This is a genomic window from Bacillus cereus group sp. BceL291, assembly GCF_051776705.1.
Taxonomy (GTDB): domain Bacteria; phylum Bacillota; class Bacilli; order Bacillales; family Bacillaceae_G; genus Bacillus_A; species Bacillus_A cereus.
The window spans coordinates 41379-61018 of sequence record NZ_JBPWAP010000010.1; the positions used below are offsets into that span (position 1 = coordinate 41379).

The following is a 19640-nucleotide window of genomic DNA, read 5'->3' on the forward strand; positions in this document are numbered from 1 at the left end:
CTACCTTTAGCCAACTCTTTTTCTTTATTTTTCACATATAAAAATACGATGCCCTAAAATGTGTTGGTACATAAGCCGTACATTTTCATGCTGTGCCCACGCCTCATATAACTCATTCGGAATATGTGAGGATACATTCCATTCTGGCTCTTCTACATAGCCAGAGATTGTTTCTGCAATCGTGCCACCACCCGCAATTGTAATTCTTTTAAAATTTGCTTTCTGAAATAATTGTACCCACTCATTCTCAGTTAACAGTTCTTTCATGCCATATAATTGGGCGATTTTTTCTTCCTCACCCTTATCAATGTGCCTATCAATAATCATTTCAATGACAACAAGCTTACCGTCCTGCTGTAATACACGATAACACTCCGAGATAACCCTTTCTTTGTCTGTAAAAGCGATGATTGATTCTCCAAGTACGAACTCAAATGAGTTATTCAAACACGGTAAATGCTCTACATTTCCTTCAATTAATTGTATATCTAACCCTTCAAACAACCATCTATCTTTTGCCTTTTGAATCATAATTTCATTCTTTTCAACCGTTGTTACTTTATAGCCAAATTCCCTTGTCATATACGCCGCTGTTTTCCCCGTACCACAACCTATCTCAAGGACATTCGCTCCATATTTAAAAGGCAGTTGTGCTAACAATTGTTTTGTTAACGTAAAGCCACCAGGATGAGCACTTCCTATTCCGTAATAAGCTAGGAAATCGATGTATGTGTTTCGTTTCATGGGATTCTCCCTTTTTTATTTTATATATTCGAGCACGGAAGAAAAGTGCATAGAAAAAAGGGCGTATTGTACGCCCCTCATCTTACTTATCCTCTGTAATATATGCCCATTTATAGCTGTAGTCTCCACCAACCGGATGGTGAACAATACCTTTTACTTTCTGTCTTTGAACGATAGCATCACCACGTTGATATAATGGTGCAATTACAGCATCATCAAGTAATATTTTCTCAGCTTTTAGTAAGCTATCCCAACGTTCTTTCGTTTTCGTTAATAGCTCGCCTTTACCTTTTTCTACAATTTCATCATATTTTGGATTTGAATATCCAGTTTGGTTATGAGGACCATTTGTAACGAACATATCAATGAATGTCATTGGATCTAAGTAGTCAGGGCCCCAACCAGCGTAAGATAAATCATAATCTAAATCTGATTCTAATTTTAATTTTTGTTTAAACGGTTGATTTTTCAAGTTCACTGTTAACCCTGGTAAGTTTTTCTCAAGTTCTCCTTTTAAGAATTCTCCTACTTTCTTCGCATTATCGCTATCGTAGTTTAATAGCTCAATCGTTACTTGCTCTTTTCCAAGTTCTTTTTTCGCTTTTTCCCAATGCTCTTTTGCTTTTTTCACATCTGTTTTTAAAATATCTCCATTTTCTTTACGGAAGTCTTTTCCATCTGGACTCTTAGCAAATTCTTTTGGTACTAAGTAATCTGCTGGTGTAGATCCGTCATTTAAAATAACGTTCGTTAAGCCTTTTTTATCATATGCCTTTGCAATCGCTAAACGTAAATCTTTGTTCTTTAATACTGTATCTTGCCCACCACGTTTTTGGTTTAAACGTAAGAAGAACGTTGATGGTGTTTTTTGTGTATAAAAGTCTGGATTTGATTTATATTTGTCAACCATTTCAGATGTAAGTCCCGCACGATCGATTTGTCCGCTTTCATATAAGTTTACACGTGTACCGCTATCTTTTACTACGTTAAAGTTGATTTCATCTAACTTAACTGTTTTATTATCCCAATATTGTGCATTTTTCTTTAATTTCCATCCTTCTTCATGTTTCCAGTCTGTTAATGTAAATGGTCCGTTGTATAACGTTGTATCTGCTTCTAAACCAAATTTTTCACCTTTTTCTTTTACGAATTTTTCATTTAACGGATAGAATGTTCCGAATGAAGTTAATTCTACAAAGTAAGGAACTGGATTTTCTAATTCTACCTCTAATGTGTAATCATCTACAGCTTTTACACCTAACGTATCAAGTGGTGCTTTCCCATCATTAATTGCTTTTGCGTTCTTTAAATCAAACATAATGTATGCATATTCCGCTGCTGTATTTTTATCTACCGCACGTTTCCAAGCAAACACGAAATCCTTCGCTGTTACAGGGTCTCCATTTGACCATTTTGCATTTTTATTTAATGTAAATGTATACTTTTTACCATCATCACTCTTTTTATATGATTCAGCAACTCCTGGTGTTGCTTTATTATCTTTATCAAGTCGATATAAACCTTCCATTACGTTGTTTAAAGCTAGAAACGATACTTGGTCTGTCGCTTTAGCAGAGTCCATAGATGGAATCTCTTGAGACTCTGTTAAATTAAGCACTTGCTTCGCCGCTAGCTTTCCGCCTTCTTTTTCACCGCTTTTTGGTGTTGTGCTTGCCTTCTCTTTATCTCCTGATCCAGAGCAAGCTGTTAATGCCATACTCATTACTAAAACTGGTGCTACGACCGCTGTCAATTTTTTCATCTTTTTTCTCTTCATTTTTTTGTACCCTCCCCAATTATATGTACGATATTAACATTTAGAAATTCTCTACTAACTTTCGTTATCAGAAAATTCTTATTAATTAATATTCTACTGTTTTTTTAAATTTTGTAAAGTATTTTTGTAAATTTTCTAAATATTTATTTTTTTATTATAGTAACTTGTTGTTTTAACTACTATATGAATTATCCCCCGTCTACTATATGTAAACATCTCTCCCCTTATTCCACTCTATTACTACGTTCTATATTTTTCTTATTAGCATGAGGTCTCTTACTATCATCTGTATTACTACTTACTGACCTCTCTAAATTCCTCCGATAGAACCTTCCTAATTACCTACCCGATTCTCAATAGACTAACGAGATTTATTCCCTTATACATACTAAAAAGCATTTCAAAAGCAGCTCAGCCACTTTTGAAATGCTTTCACTTTATTTTTTTCCGCCATCCTCAGTTACATACGCCCACTTAAAGCTATATTCTGGACTGATGTTATGTTTCACAATTCCTTTTACATTCGGTTTCATTACATACGATCTTCCTGTTTGATATAAAGGAACTAACCCTGCATCTTCTTCAAGGAATAATTTTTCAGCTTTCCCTAACGTTTCCCAGCGTTTTTTCGCATCACTCATTAATTCATTACCTGCTTTTCCTACCATTTCATCGTATTTTGGATTTGAATAACTCATTTGGTTGTACGGGCTCTTCGATTCAAACATATCAATAAATGTCATTGGATCCGCATAGTCTGGACTCCAACCTGCATAAGAAATTTCATAATCTTGCGCAGTTTCTAATTTTAATTTTTGTTTGAACGGCTGAATTTTCGTATTAATCGTTACACCTTTTAAATTTTTCTCAATTTGATCTTTTACATAGTCAGCAATCTTTTTCGCAGTTCCATCATCATAGCTTAGCAATTCAATTGTAACTTGATCTTTTCCAAGTTCTTTTTTCGCTTCTTCCCACGCTGCTGCTCCTTTTTTCGGATTATATTTCAGACCATTTTTAAATGTATCTTGATAATCTTTACCATCTGGCCCTGTCGCAAGTCCTTTTGGAACCAATTGATCTGTTGCTTTTGAACCATTATTTAAAATTACATTTGCCAATCCTTTTTTATCAACTGATAATGCAATTGCTTCACGAAGTTTTTTGCTCTTTAAAGGCGTATCTTGTCCGTTACGTTTTTGATTTAAACGTAAGAAGAATGTACTTGATTCCGCATACTCACCATATTCTTCTTTGTTCGATTTATATTTATCTACAAACTCTCCTGATAGTAATGTAAAATCAATTGATCCTGTATCATATAAGTTTACTTTCGTTGCAACCTCTTTTACTACACTATAGTTAATTTCTTCTAATTTCACAGTCTTTTTATCCCAGTACTTATCATTTTTCTTCAGCTGCCAACCTTGTTCATGTTTCCATGAAGACATAACGAATGGACCATTATACACAGTTGTATCTGCTTCTAAACCGTACTTATCACCTTTTTCTTTTACGAATTTTTCATTTAATGGATAGTATGATGGGAATGCTAATAAATTTAAGAAATACGGTACCGGTTTTTCTAATTCTACTTCTAGCGTGTAATCATCTACCGCCTTCGCTCCTAATTCAGTTACAGGTTTTTCTCCTTTATTAATCGCTTCTGCATTTTTAATATAGTAAGCAATAAATGCATATTCTGCTGCAGTATTCTTATCAAGTAAGCGCTTCCACGCAAAAACGAAATCTTTCGCTGTTACAGGATCACCATTTGACCATTTTGCATCTTTTCGCAGTTTAAACGTATACTTTTTACCATCTTCACTTTTCGTACTAGACTCTGCCGCAGCAGGAATTGGCTTATTATCTTTATCAAGGCGATATAGGCCTTCCATCGTGTTCCCTAAAATTTGCGAACCTAATGTATCAGTAGATTTAGAAGTATCCATCGTCGGAATTTCTTGGTTTTCCGTACGATTTAATACTTGTTTCGCTGCATATTTAATATCAGATTTTTTTTCTTCCCCACTATTTGATGTAGTAGTCGTTTTCTTTTCCCCACCTGACCCAGAACATGCTGTCAATGCAACACTCATCGCTAAAACTGGTACTACAACTGCCGTTAACTTTTTCATCTTTTTTCTCTTCATTTTTGTACCCTCCCTAATTATATGTACATTACCAACCCTTGAGAGACCCCTTACTAAAGATTTATTTTTCAGAAAATTATAACTAATGTTATTCTACTCTTTTTTTCGTATTTGTAAATAGTTTTTTAAATATCCTGGTTTTTTTAAATTTAGTAGGATTTATCCCCCATCTACTATATGTACATACTATACACCTTATTCTCCTCTATTTAACCACACTAAAAATTAGTATTTTAAGCTCACAAAAAAAGCATTTAAAAGTAGCTAAGCCACTTTTAAATGCTTTTTCAACTCTATTATTTTTCAGTCACATATGCCCACTTAAAGCTAAATTCTGGACTGATATTATGTTTTACTACTCCCTTTACATTTGGTTGTAAAACATAAGAATCTCCTCGTTGATATAAAGGTACAATCGCTACATCTTCTTCAAGTAATGTTTTTTCAGCTTTTCCTAACTCTTCCCAACGTTTTTTCGCATCGCTCATTAATTCCGTTCCAGCTTTTTTCACCATGCCGTCATATTTAGGGTCAGAGAAGCTCATTTGGTTATGAGAATGTCCAGTCTCAAACATATCTAAGAACGTCATTGGATCTGCATAATCCGGATTCCATCCGCCATACGAAATATCATATTGTTGTTCAGTTTCTAATTTTAGTTTTTGCTTAAATGGTTGAAGTTTAATGTTAACTGTTACACCTTTTAAGTTTTTCTCAATCTGATCTTTAATATATTCGCCAACTTTTTTCGCATTACCAGTATCGTAGTTTAAGAATTCAATTGTAACTTGGTCTTTACCTAGCTCTTTTTTCGCTTCTTCCCAAGCTGCAGCAGCTTTTTTAGCATTTGGTTTTAAACCATTTTTAAACGTTTCTTGGAAGTCTTTACCGTCTGGTCCAGTTGCTAAACCTTTTGGTACTAAGAAGTCAGCTTCTTTTGATCCATCATTTAAAATTACGTTTGCTAAATTCTTTTTATCAACTGATAGTGCAATTGCTTCACGTAACTTTTTACTCTTTAATGGTGTATCTTGTCCATCACGTTTTTGGTTCATACGAATGAAATACGTACTCACTTGTGAATATGTTCCGAATTCATCTTTCTTATTTCTGTATTTATCTACGAACTCTCCAGTTAATAAAGCAAAGTCAACTTGACCGCTATCATATAAATTGATAAGAGTTGCTGGTTCTTTAACAACACTGAAGTTAACTTCTTCAAGTTTTACAGTCTTTTTATCCCAATATTGATCATTTTTCTTTAATTGCCATCCTTGTTCATGCTTCCAATCTTTAAGAACGAACGGTCCATTATAAACTGTTGTATCAGACTCTATACCGAACTTCTCGCCCTTTTCTTTAACGAACTTTTCGTTTAATGGATAATATGATGGGAATGCTACTAAGTTTAAGAAGTACGGTACTGCTTGCTCTAACTCAACTTCAAGCGTAAGATCATCTACTGCTTTTACTCCTAATTCAGTTACAGGTTTTTCTCCTTTATTTACTACTTCTGCATTTTTAATCGGGAATGCGATAAATGCATACTCAGCAGCTGTTTTTGGATCTAATAGACGTTGCCAAGCATATACGAAATCTTTCGCCGTTACTGGATCTCCATTTGACCATTTTGCATCTTTACGTAGTTTAAATGTATATTTTTTACCATCTTCACTTTTCGTGCTAGATTCTGCTGCAGCTGGAATAGGTTTATTATCTTTATCAATACGATATAATCCTTCCATCGTATTCCCTAGCATTTATGAAGATACTGTATCTGTTGATTTAGAAGAATCCATCGTTGGAATCTCTTGGTTTACTGTTCGATTCAACACTTGTTTTGCCGCTAATTTTCCCTCTGACTTGCTATCTCCACTTGAGTTTGTGCTTGTCTTTTTATCTCCGCCTGATGTAGAACATGCTGTTAGTGCCATGCTCATTGCCAAAACCGGTACTACAACTGCTGTTAGTTTTTTCATTTTTTTCTTTTTCATTTTCTGTACCCTCCCTAATTCTAAACGATAGCTATTAAAAAATTTTCTGATAATTCTGTTTTTCTCTATATATTTATCAGACGATTCTTACTAATTCTTATTCTACTAATTTTTTAATTTTTGTAAAGTATTATTATTGAAAATTTTTAAAAAATTATTTTTTTACAGTAATATTCATAAAAATTCCATATGTTGTTCAAACCTTATTTTGCATTCATACACATTCGTTGTTTTAATCACTTCGATCTCATTTACCGCTTGAATACTGGTTAATTATTGCTAATAAATAATGCATATATGTAAAAACATCTTTTCTACAAAAATAAAAAAGCAGACATTTCGTCTGCTTTAATTCTCCTCAATTTGCTTTTCACTTAACCCTAGATGTGTTCTAAGAGTATTACTCAAACTCTGTAGATCTTTTTTATTAGGATTATAATAATATACACGTTTCCCGTTTGGGCCATTAGGTAAGTATAAATCATCACCAGCTAATTGTATTTTTTCAACTGAACCGTTTAAACCGTATTTATAAAAAGATAAAATATCATCCATTACTAAATTTGTTTTAAAATCACCATCAACCGCCTCAACTATTTTTTCTAGCTTCGTAATCGATCCTACACTTTTTAATTTACTTAAAATCGCTTCAATAACAAGTTGTTGGCGCTGTCCTCTCATTGCATCACTATCAATATGGCGCGTTCTTGCTAGTGCAAGTGCTTCTTCCCCATTTAATTTTTGTAATCCTTTTTTCAAATGAATCGCATCAGGTTCATCTTTACTATTTTGCTCCGTAAATTCAACTGGGACATCCACTTCAATACCATCTAACCCATCAACAATTTTAGTAAAGGAACCAAAATTAAATTTCACAAAATAATCAACAGGCACCTGTAACAATTTTTCTACCGCTTCCACAGAAGCTTGCGGTCCTCCATCTTTACCATTTTTAACGAAACCACTTCCATATGCATGGGTTATTTTATCTTTTTTCTTTTCAACTGGAACATATGTATATGTATCACGCGGTATGCTCGTTAATTTCACTGTTTTATCGTCTTTATTAAAAGTCGCTAACAATAATGCATCTGTATGAAATGCACCATTATATTCCTTTTGTCGTTCTTGATTTTCATCAATTCCCATAATTAAAAGTGAAACATGATTTGCAATTGGCTTTACAGATTTCTCACGTAAATTGGATTTTTCGCCTCGTGCTAAATTCAAATTAGATTTTTGTACGAGACTAGAAGTTTTCATATATACATAGGCTCCATAGCCAATTCCACCAAATAGTAATACCGCCAATAGTAAACTTACTATCGTTTTCTTTTTATATTTTTGCTTATTTTTCTCTTCTCTTAAAGATGAATGATTCCCCATTTACTCTCCTCCTGTTTCTATTCACCCAATATGTTTTTCATTTTTTCATATTTAGCGCTATCCTTTTGAAACATACTTTCTTTCAATCCCTTATCTATTTGTATCCATTCAGTCGTAACTGAATATTGAATCAAGCCTTCTTGAAAACTAAGAAATTTCAACATAATCCCTGTATTTTTCTCCACAACCATTTCGAATTTCCCTCTTAAATCTTCAGAGGTGCTAACAGGCACCTCTATGTTGATAACTCCTTCAATTTTGTAACAATCTAATCCAAGATATTTCGTTTCTTTATAATTCCAATCTTTATATCGAATTAACAAATCTGCAAATTCTGATTGAATACTATATTTAGCTAGCCCTACATATTCATCATCATATCTCTTTTTCTCATCTGATTTTCTCACTAACCTTTCCGTAGGATTTAATTTTAATAGTTCATTGTTTCTTCCTTTCGGGTTCCATTTTGTCTCTTTATAGGTATACTTCTCATCATCAAACTCTTTTTTCTTGCCCTCGTTATATATAATTGTTCGTTTTTTCGCTAGTTTATCTTCTTTCGAAGAGATACCTCTTTGTTTCTCCGTATCAATCGCATACTTATATGTTGTAGCAATTCTTGATGAGCTAGAATATTCCTCAAATTGTCCTGAAATATTTTTAAAATAATCAATAGAATCTAGCATTTTTTGATGAATCTTTTCTTTATCTGGATAATGTACATTCGATTTTATTTCTTCTTCATTTTCATAATCAGAAAACGCTTTTTTCTTTACATATTCAAATACTCCACCATTTTGCGCAAAACTTTGTATAGAAAACTCAGACATAGATACCACTGAAAGTATACAAACCGCTGCACTAATTATCATCATATGAATTTTGTAACTCTTCTTTTTTACCTTAAGATTATGTAGCGTGCCATTAATTTTTTCATTTAACTCTGGAGGTACTATAACATTTTCATCTTTTATTCTCTTTTTTAATTTCTCATCAAATAATTTTTCATTATCCATCCTTTACACCCCCTATTCCATCTTTAATCGTTTTTGTAGTTGTTCCCTCGCGCGTGACAATCTTGATTTCACTGTTCCTTTCGGTATTTCTAACAGCTTTGCTATACTCTCTTGATTCATGTCTTCATAGTAATAAAGCACCGTAACAGCTCTTAATTCTTCATGTAACGATTGAATCGCATTACACAAATCTATATCTTCATACTGATCACACGCACTCATATTGTAATCATTCTCTTCTGTCACAATTACATTTTTATACGCTCTAATAATATTGTTACACTCATTTATTAGTATTCGAATTAACCAAGTTTGAAAAAATTCTTCTTTTTTTAATTTTTTTATATTTTCATAGGCTTTTAAAATTGTTGTCTGTATCGCATCCTCTATATTTGTCTCATCACGTAACATCGCCTTTGCTATTCGATACATCTTCACTTTTTCTGTATGTATAAGCGCTATAAAGGCTTCATGATCACCTTTTTTCGCTAAAGAAACATCCGTTTCTTCTTTTATAATCATTTTATATAAAGGGATTACTTTCACAATCGCTCCTCCTGTTTCATCCTCACTTCATCACTTCCAATTTAACTTTACATATATTAGACGTATGAACCTAGAAAAAGGTTCGCTTTTTTGAATATTTTTTTAATTAAAAAGATAAATATCCTTTATAAGGATGCAATAAACATACTAGTTTAAATTTACAAATAAAAAAAGCCCACTTTCTCAGTGGACTTTCTACTCTATAACGGTAAATCCCTCTTCCTAAATACTACAATCGCTACGATAAAAATACAAAGCGCTACAGCAGTTAAACTTATACTTACCGGCCATATATTATATGATCCTTCAGCAATTTCTTTCGGACGAAACAGCGTGAATAATGATAGGTTTTTCATCCATTCTAACTTATCACTTAACTTCCCTACCATATCCAATACGAAAAATAAGATAGTTAAACTCGCTGAATAACTTAGTGCTTTTCTTTCGTCATTACATATACAAGAAAAGAAAAATGAATAGGCACTAACGACTAAAAATATGAGCCCTCCGACTACATTTATCTTCAAAAATAATTCTTTATTTAAGTTATTATCCTCTAAAAACCATTCAGCACCTACTATACCCGCTACATACGTAACCGCTACAATAATCAGTAGTCCTAATATAAGAATAGCCGCTTGCGTAATTGCGATTCGTACTCTAGATACAGGCGTTGCTAGCAAGTATGCCATTGCTCCTTTATCTACATGACGAGCAATTAAATGTGTCGCAACTGTTACGCAAAAAATTGTTAAAATGATAATAAACAATAGACTATAGTATTCGCCCGCTAGAAAATCCATTACGTTTTGAATCGGACTTTCCATACCAACGATTTTTTTCACACTATCAGGCATGGCACCTATTAATTCATTTAGCCCTTTTGCTGATACCATTGACGGGAATATCCAAATTAATAACCACAGATATAAAGCTGCACCAGACGCATAACTCAAAATACTTTTTTGTGTTTCTTTCAAACTAGCTAAAAATAATTGCTTATTCATGCGTTATCCCTTCTTTCTTATCGTAATAATGCATAAATAAATGTTCTAAATCCATCGCTCTCGTTTGAAGTGCCGTTACATTGTAGTTTGAAAGTGTTTGTAAAACAGTTTGATAGTTTCCTTGTACAATGATAGATGCCTCTCTGCCTTTTACCGCTTCAAATTGCAAATTACACTTTGTAAGAGACTCGATCTCTTCTTGTGATGATACTGTTACATCTATCACCTGTCTTCTCATACTTTGTAAATCGTGAATATTTTCAACCGTTACGAGTCGACCATCTTTAATAATAGCTACTCTGTCACAAGTTCTCTCAATTTCAGTGAAAATATGCGAAGACATAAGAATTGTTTTTCCTCTTTGCTTTTCCTCTAATATTAAATCTATAAACACTTGCTGCATAAGTGGATCAAGTCCAGATGTTGGCTCATCTAAAATTAACACCTCTGGATCGTGCATAAATGCAGCGACTATCCCTACTTTTTGCTTCATTCCTTTAGACATTTTGCGAATCGGTGTTTTCACATCAAATTGCAGACGCTCTATCAGTTCATCTCGTCTTTTCGTATCCTTTAATCCACGCATTCCTTGCATTAATTTTAAAAACTCTAATCCGTTCATTCCTTCAATAAAAGAAATTTCACCCGGTAGATAACCAACTTCCCTTTGAATTTTCGCTGCTTCATTCCAACAATCTAATCCAAAAATTGTCGCTTTACCAGCTGTCGGTTTTATAAATCCCATTAAATTACGAATCGTCGTTGATTTTCCGGCACCATTCGGTCCTAAATAACCAAATACTTCTCCCTCTTTTACATCAAATGTAATATGAAACAAACCTTTTCCATTCGAAAACTGTTTTGTGACATCTTGAACTGAAATCATAATTCCACCTCATTTTTTGAAATATTTAATGTATGATATTTCAAAATCATTGTACTCCTCATCTTTCATATTCGCAACAACTTTTTGAAATATTTATCAGTCCATATTTCAAAATTATTGTTTTCCATTATTTTTTCTTGTATATTTTAAGTGAGGTGATTGCATTGAACGGCTTTGAAAGAGTAAAAGAAAAGAAAAAGCGTGCCATTAAAGAAGCAGCATTCTTATTATTTTCAGAACGTGGATTTAATGAAGTGAAAATAGAACATATCGCAAAAGAAGCAAACGTTTCTCAAGTTACAATTTATAATCATTTCGGAAGTAAAGATGCGTTATTTAGGGAGCTTATACAAGAATTTATCATATCTGAATTTCAATATTATAAAGAGCTTGCAGAAGAAAAATTACCTTTTCATGATATGATGCAAAAAATGATTGTAAGAAAAATGAATACTGGCGGATTATTTCAACCTGATATGTTACTACAAATGATGCAAAGGGACGAAGAACTCCGTAAGTTTATTTATAGTTATCAAAATGAAAAAATCCTACCCTGGTATTTAGAAATATTAGAACGAGCTCAGCGCAAAAACGAAATTAATCCACACCTTACTAAAGAAATGATGTTACTTTACATTCAAATGTTTACAAAATTAGGTGATGAATTTGGAGCACAACTTCTTGAAGGAGATCGGGAAAAACATATAAAAGATATCGTTACGATGTTCTTCTATGGTCTTTCTGTTCCACAAAAGTAATTTTTCTAAAGAACAAATAAAATCACCAAAAAGCCCTTTGGATATTTAAATCGCAAGGGCTTTTTCATATCAAAAAATGACTAAAACTAACTTTATCTTAAAGAAGTTAAATGCTGCTTTATAGATAACACCTTATTATAGATTAACTCTTTTAGCATCACAGGCTGAATTGAAATAATCGTTTCACCGAAATTCATAAAATAACTTGAAATAAACTCAACTTCTTGCTTGTTAAAATAGCCTGTTATACTATAATTTTCATTTTCTTTTTGTATCCTCATGGAAGGATAATTCTCTTTATCAAAAATATCTTTTCCTTTTTGATTAACAATGACACTAAAATCAATTGCATCAGGTTTTCTATGAAAGTTTGTAAGATAACTTAATAGTTCTTCAAGATTTTTTGAATTCGTGTTGCTTGTTTCCTCAATAGAAAGAATTTTATCACATCTAATTATTTGAACATCATTTGTCTCAAAATTAAAGATTTTAGCATACCACTGGCCAAATTTAGATTCGATTCGAATAAATTGGGCGACCAATACTTTCTCCTCATCTTTTTTTAAATATGTTAAATAATAAACTCGCTCAGCAAAAATCCCCTGTAAAATTTCTTTTAAGAACGGACTAAAATTACTATGATTTGTTACTTCAAAGGAAAGCGTTCGTTCCATAATCGAAATGTTTTTACTCACATTATCAGGTAGTACATGTTTAAATTTATTTTCAAGCGCAATACTTTCTATATTAAATGGTTTTGTCTTGTATCCATTTAGTGTAAGAATCGAAAAGTATAACGCATACATTTCATCCACACTAAAATAAATTGGCGATAACACACTATTTTCTATAATTTTATAACTTCCATTTCTACCTAGTTCAGAATATATGGGTACACCTATTTCTTCCAATGATTGAATATCTCGTAAAGCTGTACTTTTAGAAATATCATATCTAACCATTAAATCTTTTAAATTAAAATTTCTTTTATTATTTAAGAAAATAAGCATGTCATTTATTCGTTCCGTTTTTTTCATATTTACCTCCCGAAAGGTGTCATGTATTGAAACCTTTTTAGTCTATATTATAATTATTAACTAATAAAGGAGTTGTAAATTTATGACATTAGAAATAGCTATTTTTCTCTCAATGAATGGGCAAGCAAAGGAGGCAATTAACTTTTATACACGTAATTTAGAAGCCAAAAAATTAATGGTTGTTACGTATGAAGAACTGGCGAAAAGAGATCGTTCTTTTAAAATTACAAGTGAAAATAAAGAACATATCGCTCACTCTGTTTTACAAATTGGGAATACAAAGCTAATGATAGCAGAAGATACAATGAATACTAATGAACGTTATAACGTTGGAAATAACATGTCACTTTGCATTCAAAGCGCTAATTTAGAAGAAATACAAAGATTTTATAATAATTTAATTTCCGATAAGCATGTGAAAATAATCTCTCCGCTAGAAAAAAATATATTTAGTGAAGCATATGGTATTATTGAAGATCCTTATGGCATACACATCCAATTAATGTATGATAAACGACTAAACTAAATAATTAATCATATTCACATATTCCTAATAAAAAGACACGAATTTCGTGTCTTTTTATTTTATAGAAATGACTCTACCTTTTTCACTGCTTTCAATCGCTAATTGAATCAGTTTAATAACATCTAAACCTTCTTTTGCTGTTACAGGTAGTTTCTCACCATTTAATATACTATCTCGTACACCTTTATAATAATTGTCATAACAACCGACTTCTGTTGGAATACGCTCTAAGCTTTCTTCTGTTTCTAAAGTAGCAAAATTCTCTTCATCGTCTACTCCATAACCGTTATCACCTGGCTTCATTCCATTTTTTAATTGCTCTTCCTGCGAATCCATACCGTACTTCACGATAGAACCTTTCTCTCCATGCACTATAAAATGCGGTCCAGCTTTTTTCACATAACTGCTACTACGTAAAATGACACGTTTAACTCCGTAATGAAGTACTATGTGGAAATAATCATCCACCTCTGCACCTGGTCTTTGTTTTATTACATCTGCACTTATCGCATCGGGTTTCCCGAATATTGATAACGCTTGGTCAATTAAATGCGATCCTAAATCGTATAATATACCGGAGCCTGGTAGATTTTTTTCTCTCCATCGATCACGTACATGTGGACGGAAACGATCAAAATTCGATTCATATGCGTATACATTCCCTACTCTGTTTTCTCCTAACAATTTCTTAATTGTTAAGAAATCATTATCAAAACGACGATTATGATATACGCTTAACATTATATTATGCTGCTCTGCTAATGAAATAAGCTTTTCCCCTTCTTCAATTGAGACAACAAATGGTTTTTCTACAACAACATGCTTACCGTTTAAAATTGCTTCTTTTACATATGGAAAATGAGTTGTATTAGGTGATGTAATAACAACTAAGTCAACATCAGCTCGCTTCACCAATTCATCAATTGTACTAACAACATTAGCATTTGGTAATGTTTCTTTTACTACCTCTTCTTTTGAGGATAATACAGCACGAATATCATATTCTTCTATCGTTTGTAATAGTGGGATATGAAATGTCGTACTAGAAAAACCAAATCCTACAATCCCTACACCTATTTTTTTCATGTTGCCCCTCCATTTGTCCCGCTTTAACAGGCAGTAAGATTCCTAACTCAAAATTCAGCGAAAACTAAGGAACTAGGTGAGGAATCAACTGCTCGTTAAAGCCCGATTGGTTTAACTAATAATCAGTGTGGATAAAGAAAATCTCCATTGATTAAAGTTTCACTTTATGAGAACGATTTCATTCAGTTATTATAACAAGATTATTATTATTTATATAATAAATTGCCTAGAAAAAAGCATCTTGCTATTATTCATAGCAAGATGCCCTCTTTATTCTGGTCTTTTCTTCGTCCACGTTTCTACTACTTCACCAGTATCATTAACATCTAGCACTAGGCTACCATTACTATACCGGTCTTTATTTCGATACGCTTTCGGATCAATCTCTTCTACAATGTTTTTCTCTGTCTTCATGTAAACTAATTCATCGTCCCGAACAATTTCAATACCGACAATGCGGTACGGATTACGTTTTAATTCTTTGAAAATAACAAGACCTCGTTTCGCCCTCGTTGATTTTTCAATTTCTGATGCTTTTAGACGTTTTACAGCACCGCGCTGTGTTACGAGAATAAGTTGATCTTTGTCACCATTTAACGGTTTACCAGAAGCGACATAGTCATCTTCTTTTAAATTAATTGCTTTCACGCCAGCAGCTCTTACACCGACTGGACTTACTTCATCTTCATGGAAAATAAGTGCATATGCACCGTGTGTAGCAAGAACGATATCACTCGTTCCATCTGTCGCAAATATATCGACAACTTCATCATCTTTTTTCAAGTTTACAGCAACGAATGCCCTTGAATAACGCTGAACTTTATATTGATTTAATTCTGTTTTCTTTATCATACCATTTCTTGTTACAAATACGATAAATCGTTTTTCTTCCTCAAAGTTCGGTACAACCGTTGCCCAAATGATTGTTTCATCCCGGTCGAGTGAAACGATATTAGCAACGTGCTGACCTAAATCTTTCCAACGAATATCTGGCATTTCGTATACTGGCAGATATATATAGTTGCCTTTATTCGTAAATAAGAGGACTGTCTCTGTCGTATTCGTATCGAATCGTTCAAGTAAGATGTCACCCTCTTTCATACCGAAGTCTTTGCCATTTGAGGCATTATGTGAGCGCCATCCAGTACGTTTCACATATCCTTCTTTCGTTACAGTAACGATGACATCTTCTTGTGGGATCATCACTTCTACATCGATTTTAATTTCCTCGATTTGATCTTCAATAATTGCGCGTCGATCATCACTATATGTTTTCTTAACTCTCTTTAAATCTGTTTTAATTACTTGAAGTAATCTTTTTTCACTTTGTAAAATTGCCTGTAGCTCAATAATTTTCTTATTAAGCTCATCTGCTTCTTCTTGTAACGCCGTAATGTCTGTATTCGTTAAGCGATATAATTGCAAGGAAACAATTGCTTCTGCCTGTGCTTCTGTAAAGCCAAATTTTGCACTTAAATTATCTTTCGCGTTACGTTTATCTTTTGAAGCTCGAATTGTTTCAATTACTTGGTCTAAAATCGATAATGCTTTCTTTAAACCTTCTACAATATGTTGACGATTTTCTGCTTTTCTTAATTCATATTGCGAACGTCTCGTAATAACCTCTTTTTGATGTCCAATATAAGCATCTAAAATTTTCGGTAATGTCATAAGTGTTGGACGACGATTATTGATCGCTACCATATTAAAGTTATATGGAATTTGCAAATCTGTATTTTTATATAAATAATTTAAAATACCTTCGGCGTTTGCTTCTTTCTTTAATTCAACAACAATTCGTAAACCAGTACGATCTGTCTCATCACGCACTTCAGCAATACCATCTAACTTTTTATCTAGACGTAATTCATCCATTTTCTTTACAAGATTTGCCTTATTCACTTCGTAAGGAATTTCAGTGATTACAATTTGTTGTTTCCCACCGCGCACTGTTTCAACTTCTGCTTTTCCGCGAATAATAATTTTACCTTTACCTGTTTCATACGCCTTTTTAATACCATCAATCCCCTGAATAATACCGCCTGTTGGGAAATCTGGTCCTTTCATAACTGTTAATAAATCATCAACAGTACTATTTGGCTTATCAATACGCATCATTGTAGCATCAATAACTTCTCCAAGATGATGCGGAGGAATTTCTGTTGCATAACCAGCGGAAATCCCTGTAGATCCGTTCACTAATAAATTCGGGAACGCTGCTGGTAATACAACCGGTTCTTCACTCGTATCATCAAAGTTTGACACGAATTCAACTGTTTCTTTATCAAGATCACGTAATAATTCAGATGCGATTGGTGATAAACGAGCTTCCGTATAACGCATCGCTGCCGCTGGGTCCCCATCAACACTACCGTTATTACCATGCATTTCAACTAAAACATTACGTACTTTCCAAGTTTGGCTTAAGCGTACCATTGCTTCATATACAGAGGAATCTCCATGTGGATGATAATTACCGATAACATTACCTACTGTTTTAGCTGATTTACGAAACGCTTTATCATGTACATTACCTTCTACATACATAGAATATAAAATACGTCTTTGTACTGGCTTTAAGCCATCACGTGCATCTGGAAGTGCACGATCTTGAATAATATATTTACTATAACGTGCAAAGCGATCACCTAACACGTCTTCAAGCGGGAGGTCATGAAACTTCTCTGCTTGCATGTTATTCCACCTCCGTCTCCATAATCATTTCATTTTCTAAAATATTTCCTTCTTCTTGCATACCAAACTGTACATTACGTTCAATCCATTTACGGCGCGGTTCTACTTTATCGCCCATTAATGTTGTAACGCGACGCTCTGCTCTTGCTGCATCATCAATTTTCACGCGAATTAATGTACGCGTTTCAGGATTCATTGTTGTTTCCCATAATTGATCCGCATTCATTTCACCAAGTCCTTTATAACGTTGTAGCATATAGCCTTTTCCAACTTTTTTCGTTACACCGTCTAATTCCTCGTCTGACCAAGCGTATTCAATTACCTCACTCTTACCTTTTCCTTTACTTACTTTGTATAAAGGAGGAAGCGCGATAAACACTTTACCAGCTTCGATAAGTGGCTTCATATATCTGTAGAAGAACGTTAATAACAATACTTGAATATGAGCCCCATCCGTATCGGCATCGGTCATAATTACAACTTTATCGTAGTTAATATCTTCAACATCAAATTCATTTCCTACACCGCCGCCAATCGCATAAATGATTGTATTAATCTCTTCATTTTTAAAGATATCAGCAAGCTTTGCTTTTTCTGTATTAATTACTTTACCACGTAACGGTAATACGGCCTGGAAACGTCGGTCTCGTCCTTGTTTCGCAGAACCACCGGCAGAGTCACCCTCTACTAGGTACAGTTCATTTTTTTGCGGGTTACGTGATTGTGCAGGTGTTAATTTCCCGCTTAACGTACCTTCTGATTTTTTCTTTTTCTTACCACTACGCGCTTCTTCTCTTGCTTTACGGGCTGCTTCACGGGCTTGTGCTGCTTTAATTGCTTTTCTCACAAGAAGTGTAGCTACATCAGGATTTTCTTCTAAAAAGTATGCTAAATGCTCAGATACAATGGCATCAATTGAAGAACGCGCTTCACTTGTACCTAGTTTCCCTTTCGTTTGCCCTTCAAACTGAAGCACTTCTTCTGGTACACGTACCGAAACGATAGCCGCTACACCTTCACGAATATCTGTGCCTTCTAAGTTTTTATCTTTTTCTTTTAATAGTGCTACTTTACGAGCATACTCGTTAAACACACGCGTCATCGCTGTTTTAAATCCAGCTTCGTGTGTTCCACCATCTTTTGTACGTACGTTATTTACAAACGATAAAATGTTTTCTGAGTAGCCATCGTTAAATTGAAATGCTAGTTCTGCTTCAATTCCATTTTGTTCACCAGTGAAATATACAACTGGATGAATGGAATCTTTTTCTTCGTTTAAATATGAAACGAAAGCTTCAATTCCCGTTTCATAATGAAATACATCCTCTAAATCATTTCGTTCATCTTTTATTGAGATTTTCATTCCTTTTAATAAGAATGCAGATTCACGTAATCTCTCACATAATGTTTCATAATTATAATTTGTTGTGCTGAAAATCGTTGTATCTGGTTTGAAATGCATCGTAGTACCAGACTCTTTCGTCTTCCCGATTTTCTCAAGCGTCGTTACAGGAACACCGCCATTTTCAAAGCGTTGTTCGTAAATATTTCCGTCACGCTTAATCGTTACGACTAACCATTCTGATAAGGCATTTACAACTGATGCCCCAACACCGTGCAAACCACCACTCGTTTTGTAACCACCTTGACCAAACTTACCACCGGCATGAAGTACAGTTAAAATAACTTCAGGTGTAGGTTTCCCAAGTTTATGCATTCCCGTAGGCATTCCTCGCCCTTTATCTATAACGCTAATACTATTATCTTTATGTATTACAACTGAAATTTCGTCGCCAAATCCCGCTAACGCTTCGTCAACGGAGTTATCTACTATTTCATATACTAAATGATGCAATCCACGGCTGTCCGTGCTCCCGATATACATACCCGGGCGTTTTCGAACGGCTTCAAGTCCTTCTAACACTTGAATCGCATCTTCATTATATTGGAACTGATGCTTCGCCAAACTCCTTGCCCCTTTCCTAATCCAAAATCAGAACATATGTTTCTATTATAGAATAACGCCTCGA

14 protein-coding genes and 1 pseudogene are annotated in these 19640 nt (G+C 33.8%); 2 read left to right on the forward strand and 13 right to left on the reverse strand.

Translation table 11 applies throughout. The annotated features are described in order from the left end of the window. Positions 1 to 24: 24 nt before the first annotated feature. The 9 genes and pseudogenes from ACS2CR_RS09655 to ACS2CR_RS09695 all read right to left on the reverse strand — a co-directional run bounded on the left by ACS2CR_RS09655 (position 25) and on the right by ACS2CR_RS09695 (position 11509). Positions 25 to 744 (reverse strand): class I SAM-dependent methyltransferase, encoded by a 720-nt coding sequence (locus ACS2CR_RS09655; RefSeq protein WP_000828247.1) that lies wholly within the window; start codon positions 742 to 744, stop codon positions 25 to 27. A gap of 82 nt (positions 745 to 826) precedes the next feature. Further along, a complete protein-coding gene (locus tag ACS2CR_RS09660) occupies positions 827 to 2521 on the reverse strand; it encodes a peptide ABC transporter substrate-binding protein (protein WP_000823443.1) in 1695 nt (564 codons plus the stop codon). A gap of 437 nt (positions 2522 to 2958) precedes the next feature. Further along, entirely contained in the window at positions 2959 to 4674 is a 1716-nt protein-coding gene (locus ACS2CR_RS09665) for a peptide ABC transporter substrate-binding protein (RefSeq protein ID WP_000823472.1), read from the reverse strand. A 296-nt stretch (positions 4675 to 4970) separates the two neighbouring features. After that, positions 4971 to 6668 (reverse strand): annotated as a pseudogene (locus tag ACS2CR_RS09670) (peptide ABC transporter substrate-binding protein). A gap of 348 nt (positions 6669 to 7016) precedes the next feature. Beyond that, entirely contained in the window at positions 7017 to 8054 is a 1038-nt protein-coding gene (locus tag ACS2CR_RS09675) for an LCP family protein (protein ID WP_053513951.1), read from the reverse strand. A 17-nt stretch (positions 8055 to 8071) separates the two neighbouring features. Continuing rightward, entirely contained in the window at positions 8072 to 9070 is a 999-nt protein-coding gene (locus ACS2CR_RS09680; RefSeq protein ID WP_000368244.1) for a hypothetical protein, read from the reverse strand. Positions 9071 to 9082: 12 nt separating this feature from the next. Further along, positions 9083 to 9616: an RNA polymerase sigma factor gene (locus ACS2CR_RS09685; protein WP_000864723.1), complete on the reverse strand. Its 534-nt coding sequence runs from the start codon at positions 9614 to 9616 to the stop codon at positions 9083 to 9085. Positions 9617 to 9816: 200 nt separating this feature from the next. Continuing rightward, positions 9817 to 10623, reverse strand: a complete 807-nt coding sequence (locus tag ACS2CR_RS09690; protein WP_001041436.1) for an ABC transporter permease subunit — start codon at positions 10621 to 10623, stop codon at positions 9817 to 9819. Further along, positions 10616 to 11509 (reverse strand): ABC transporter ATP-binding protein, encoded by an 894-nt coding sequence (locus ACS2CR_RS09695; RefSeq protein WP_000626568.1) that lies wholly within the window; start codon positions 11507 to 11509, stop codon positions 10616 to 10618. The genes ACS2CR_RS09690 and ACS2CR_RS09695 overlap by 8 nt, the downstream gene beginning before the upstream one ends. A gap of 155 nt (positions 11510 to 11664) precedes the next feature. Between ACS2CR_RS09695 and ACS2CR_RS09700 the strand changes: the two genes are divergently transcribed. Then, positions 11665 to 12267 carry a TetR/AcrR family transcriptional regulator gene (locus ACS2CR_RS09700; protein WP_002005560.1) on the forward strand — a complete coding sequence of 201 codons (603 nt, stop codon included), beginning with the start codon at positions 11665 to 11667 and terminating at the stop codon, positions 12265 to 12267. Between the two features lie 92 nt (positions 12268 to 12359). Here the strand turns inward: ACS2CR_RS09700 and ACS2CR_RS09705 are convergent, their stop codons facing one another. Continuing rightward, positions 12360 to 13304 (reverse strand): helix-turn-helix transcriptional regulator, encoded by a 945-nt coding sequence (locus ACS2CR_RS09705; RefSeq protein WP_074643407.1) that lies wholly within the window; start codon positions 13302 to 13304, stop codon positions 12360 to 12362. 82 nt (positions 13305 to 13386) lie between these two features. Here ACS2CR_RS09705 and ACS2CR_RS09710 point away from each other — a divergent pair, with 82 nt between their 5' ends. Further along, a complete protein-coding gene (locus ACS2CR_RS09710; protein ID WP_000171345.1) occupies positions 13387 to 13830 on the forward strand; it encodes a VOC family protein in 444 nt (147 codons plus the stop codon). A 54-nt stretch (positions 13831 to 13884) separates the two neighbouring features. Here ACS2CR_RS09710 and ACS2CR_RS09715 read toward each other — a convergent pair whose 3' ends face one another. The 3 genes from ACS2CR_RS09715 to parE all read right to left on the reverse strand — a co-directional run bounded on the left by ACS2CR_RS09715 (position 13885) and on the right by parE (position 19576). Beyond that, the gene (locus tag ACS2CR_RS09715; protein WP_000719771.1) at positions 13885 to 14916 is read right to left on the reverse strand and encodes an oxidoreductase; all 1032 of its coding nucleotides are present in this window, start codon (positions 14914 to 14916) and stop codon (positions 13885 to 13887) included. 270 nt (positions 14917 to 15186) lie between these two features. Next, entirely contained in the window at positions 15187 to 17610 is a 2424-nt protein-coding gene (gene parC / locus ACS2CR_RS09720; protein WP_001147463.1) for a DNA topoisomerase IV subunit A, read from the reverse strand. A 1-nt stretch (position 17611) separates the two neighbouring features. After that, positions 17612 to 19576 carry a DNA topoisomerase IV subunit B gene (gene parE, locus ACS2CR_RS09725; protein ID WP_001062202.1) on the reverse strand — a complete coding sequence of 655 codons (1965 nt, stop codon included), beginning with the start codon at positions 19574 to 19576 and terminating at the stop codon, positions 17612 to 17614. Between the last annotated feature and the right edge of the window lie 64 nt (positions 19577 to 19640).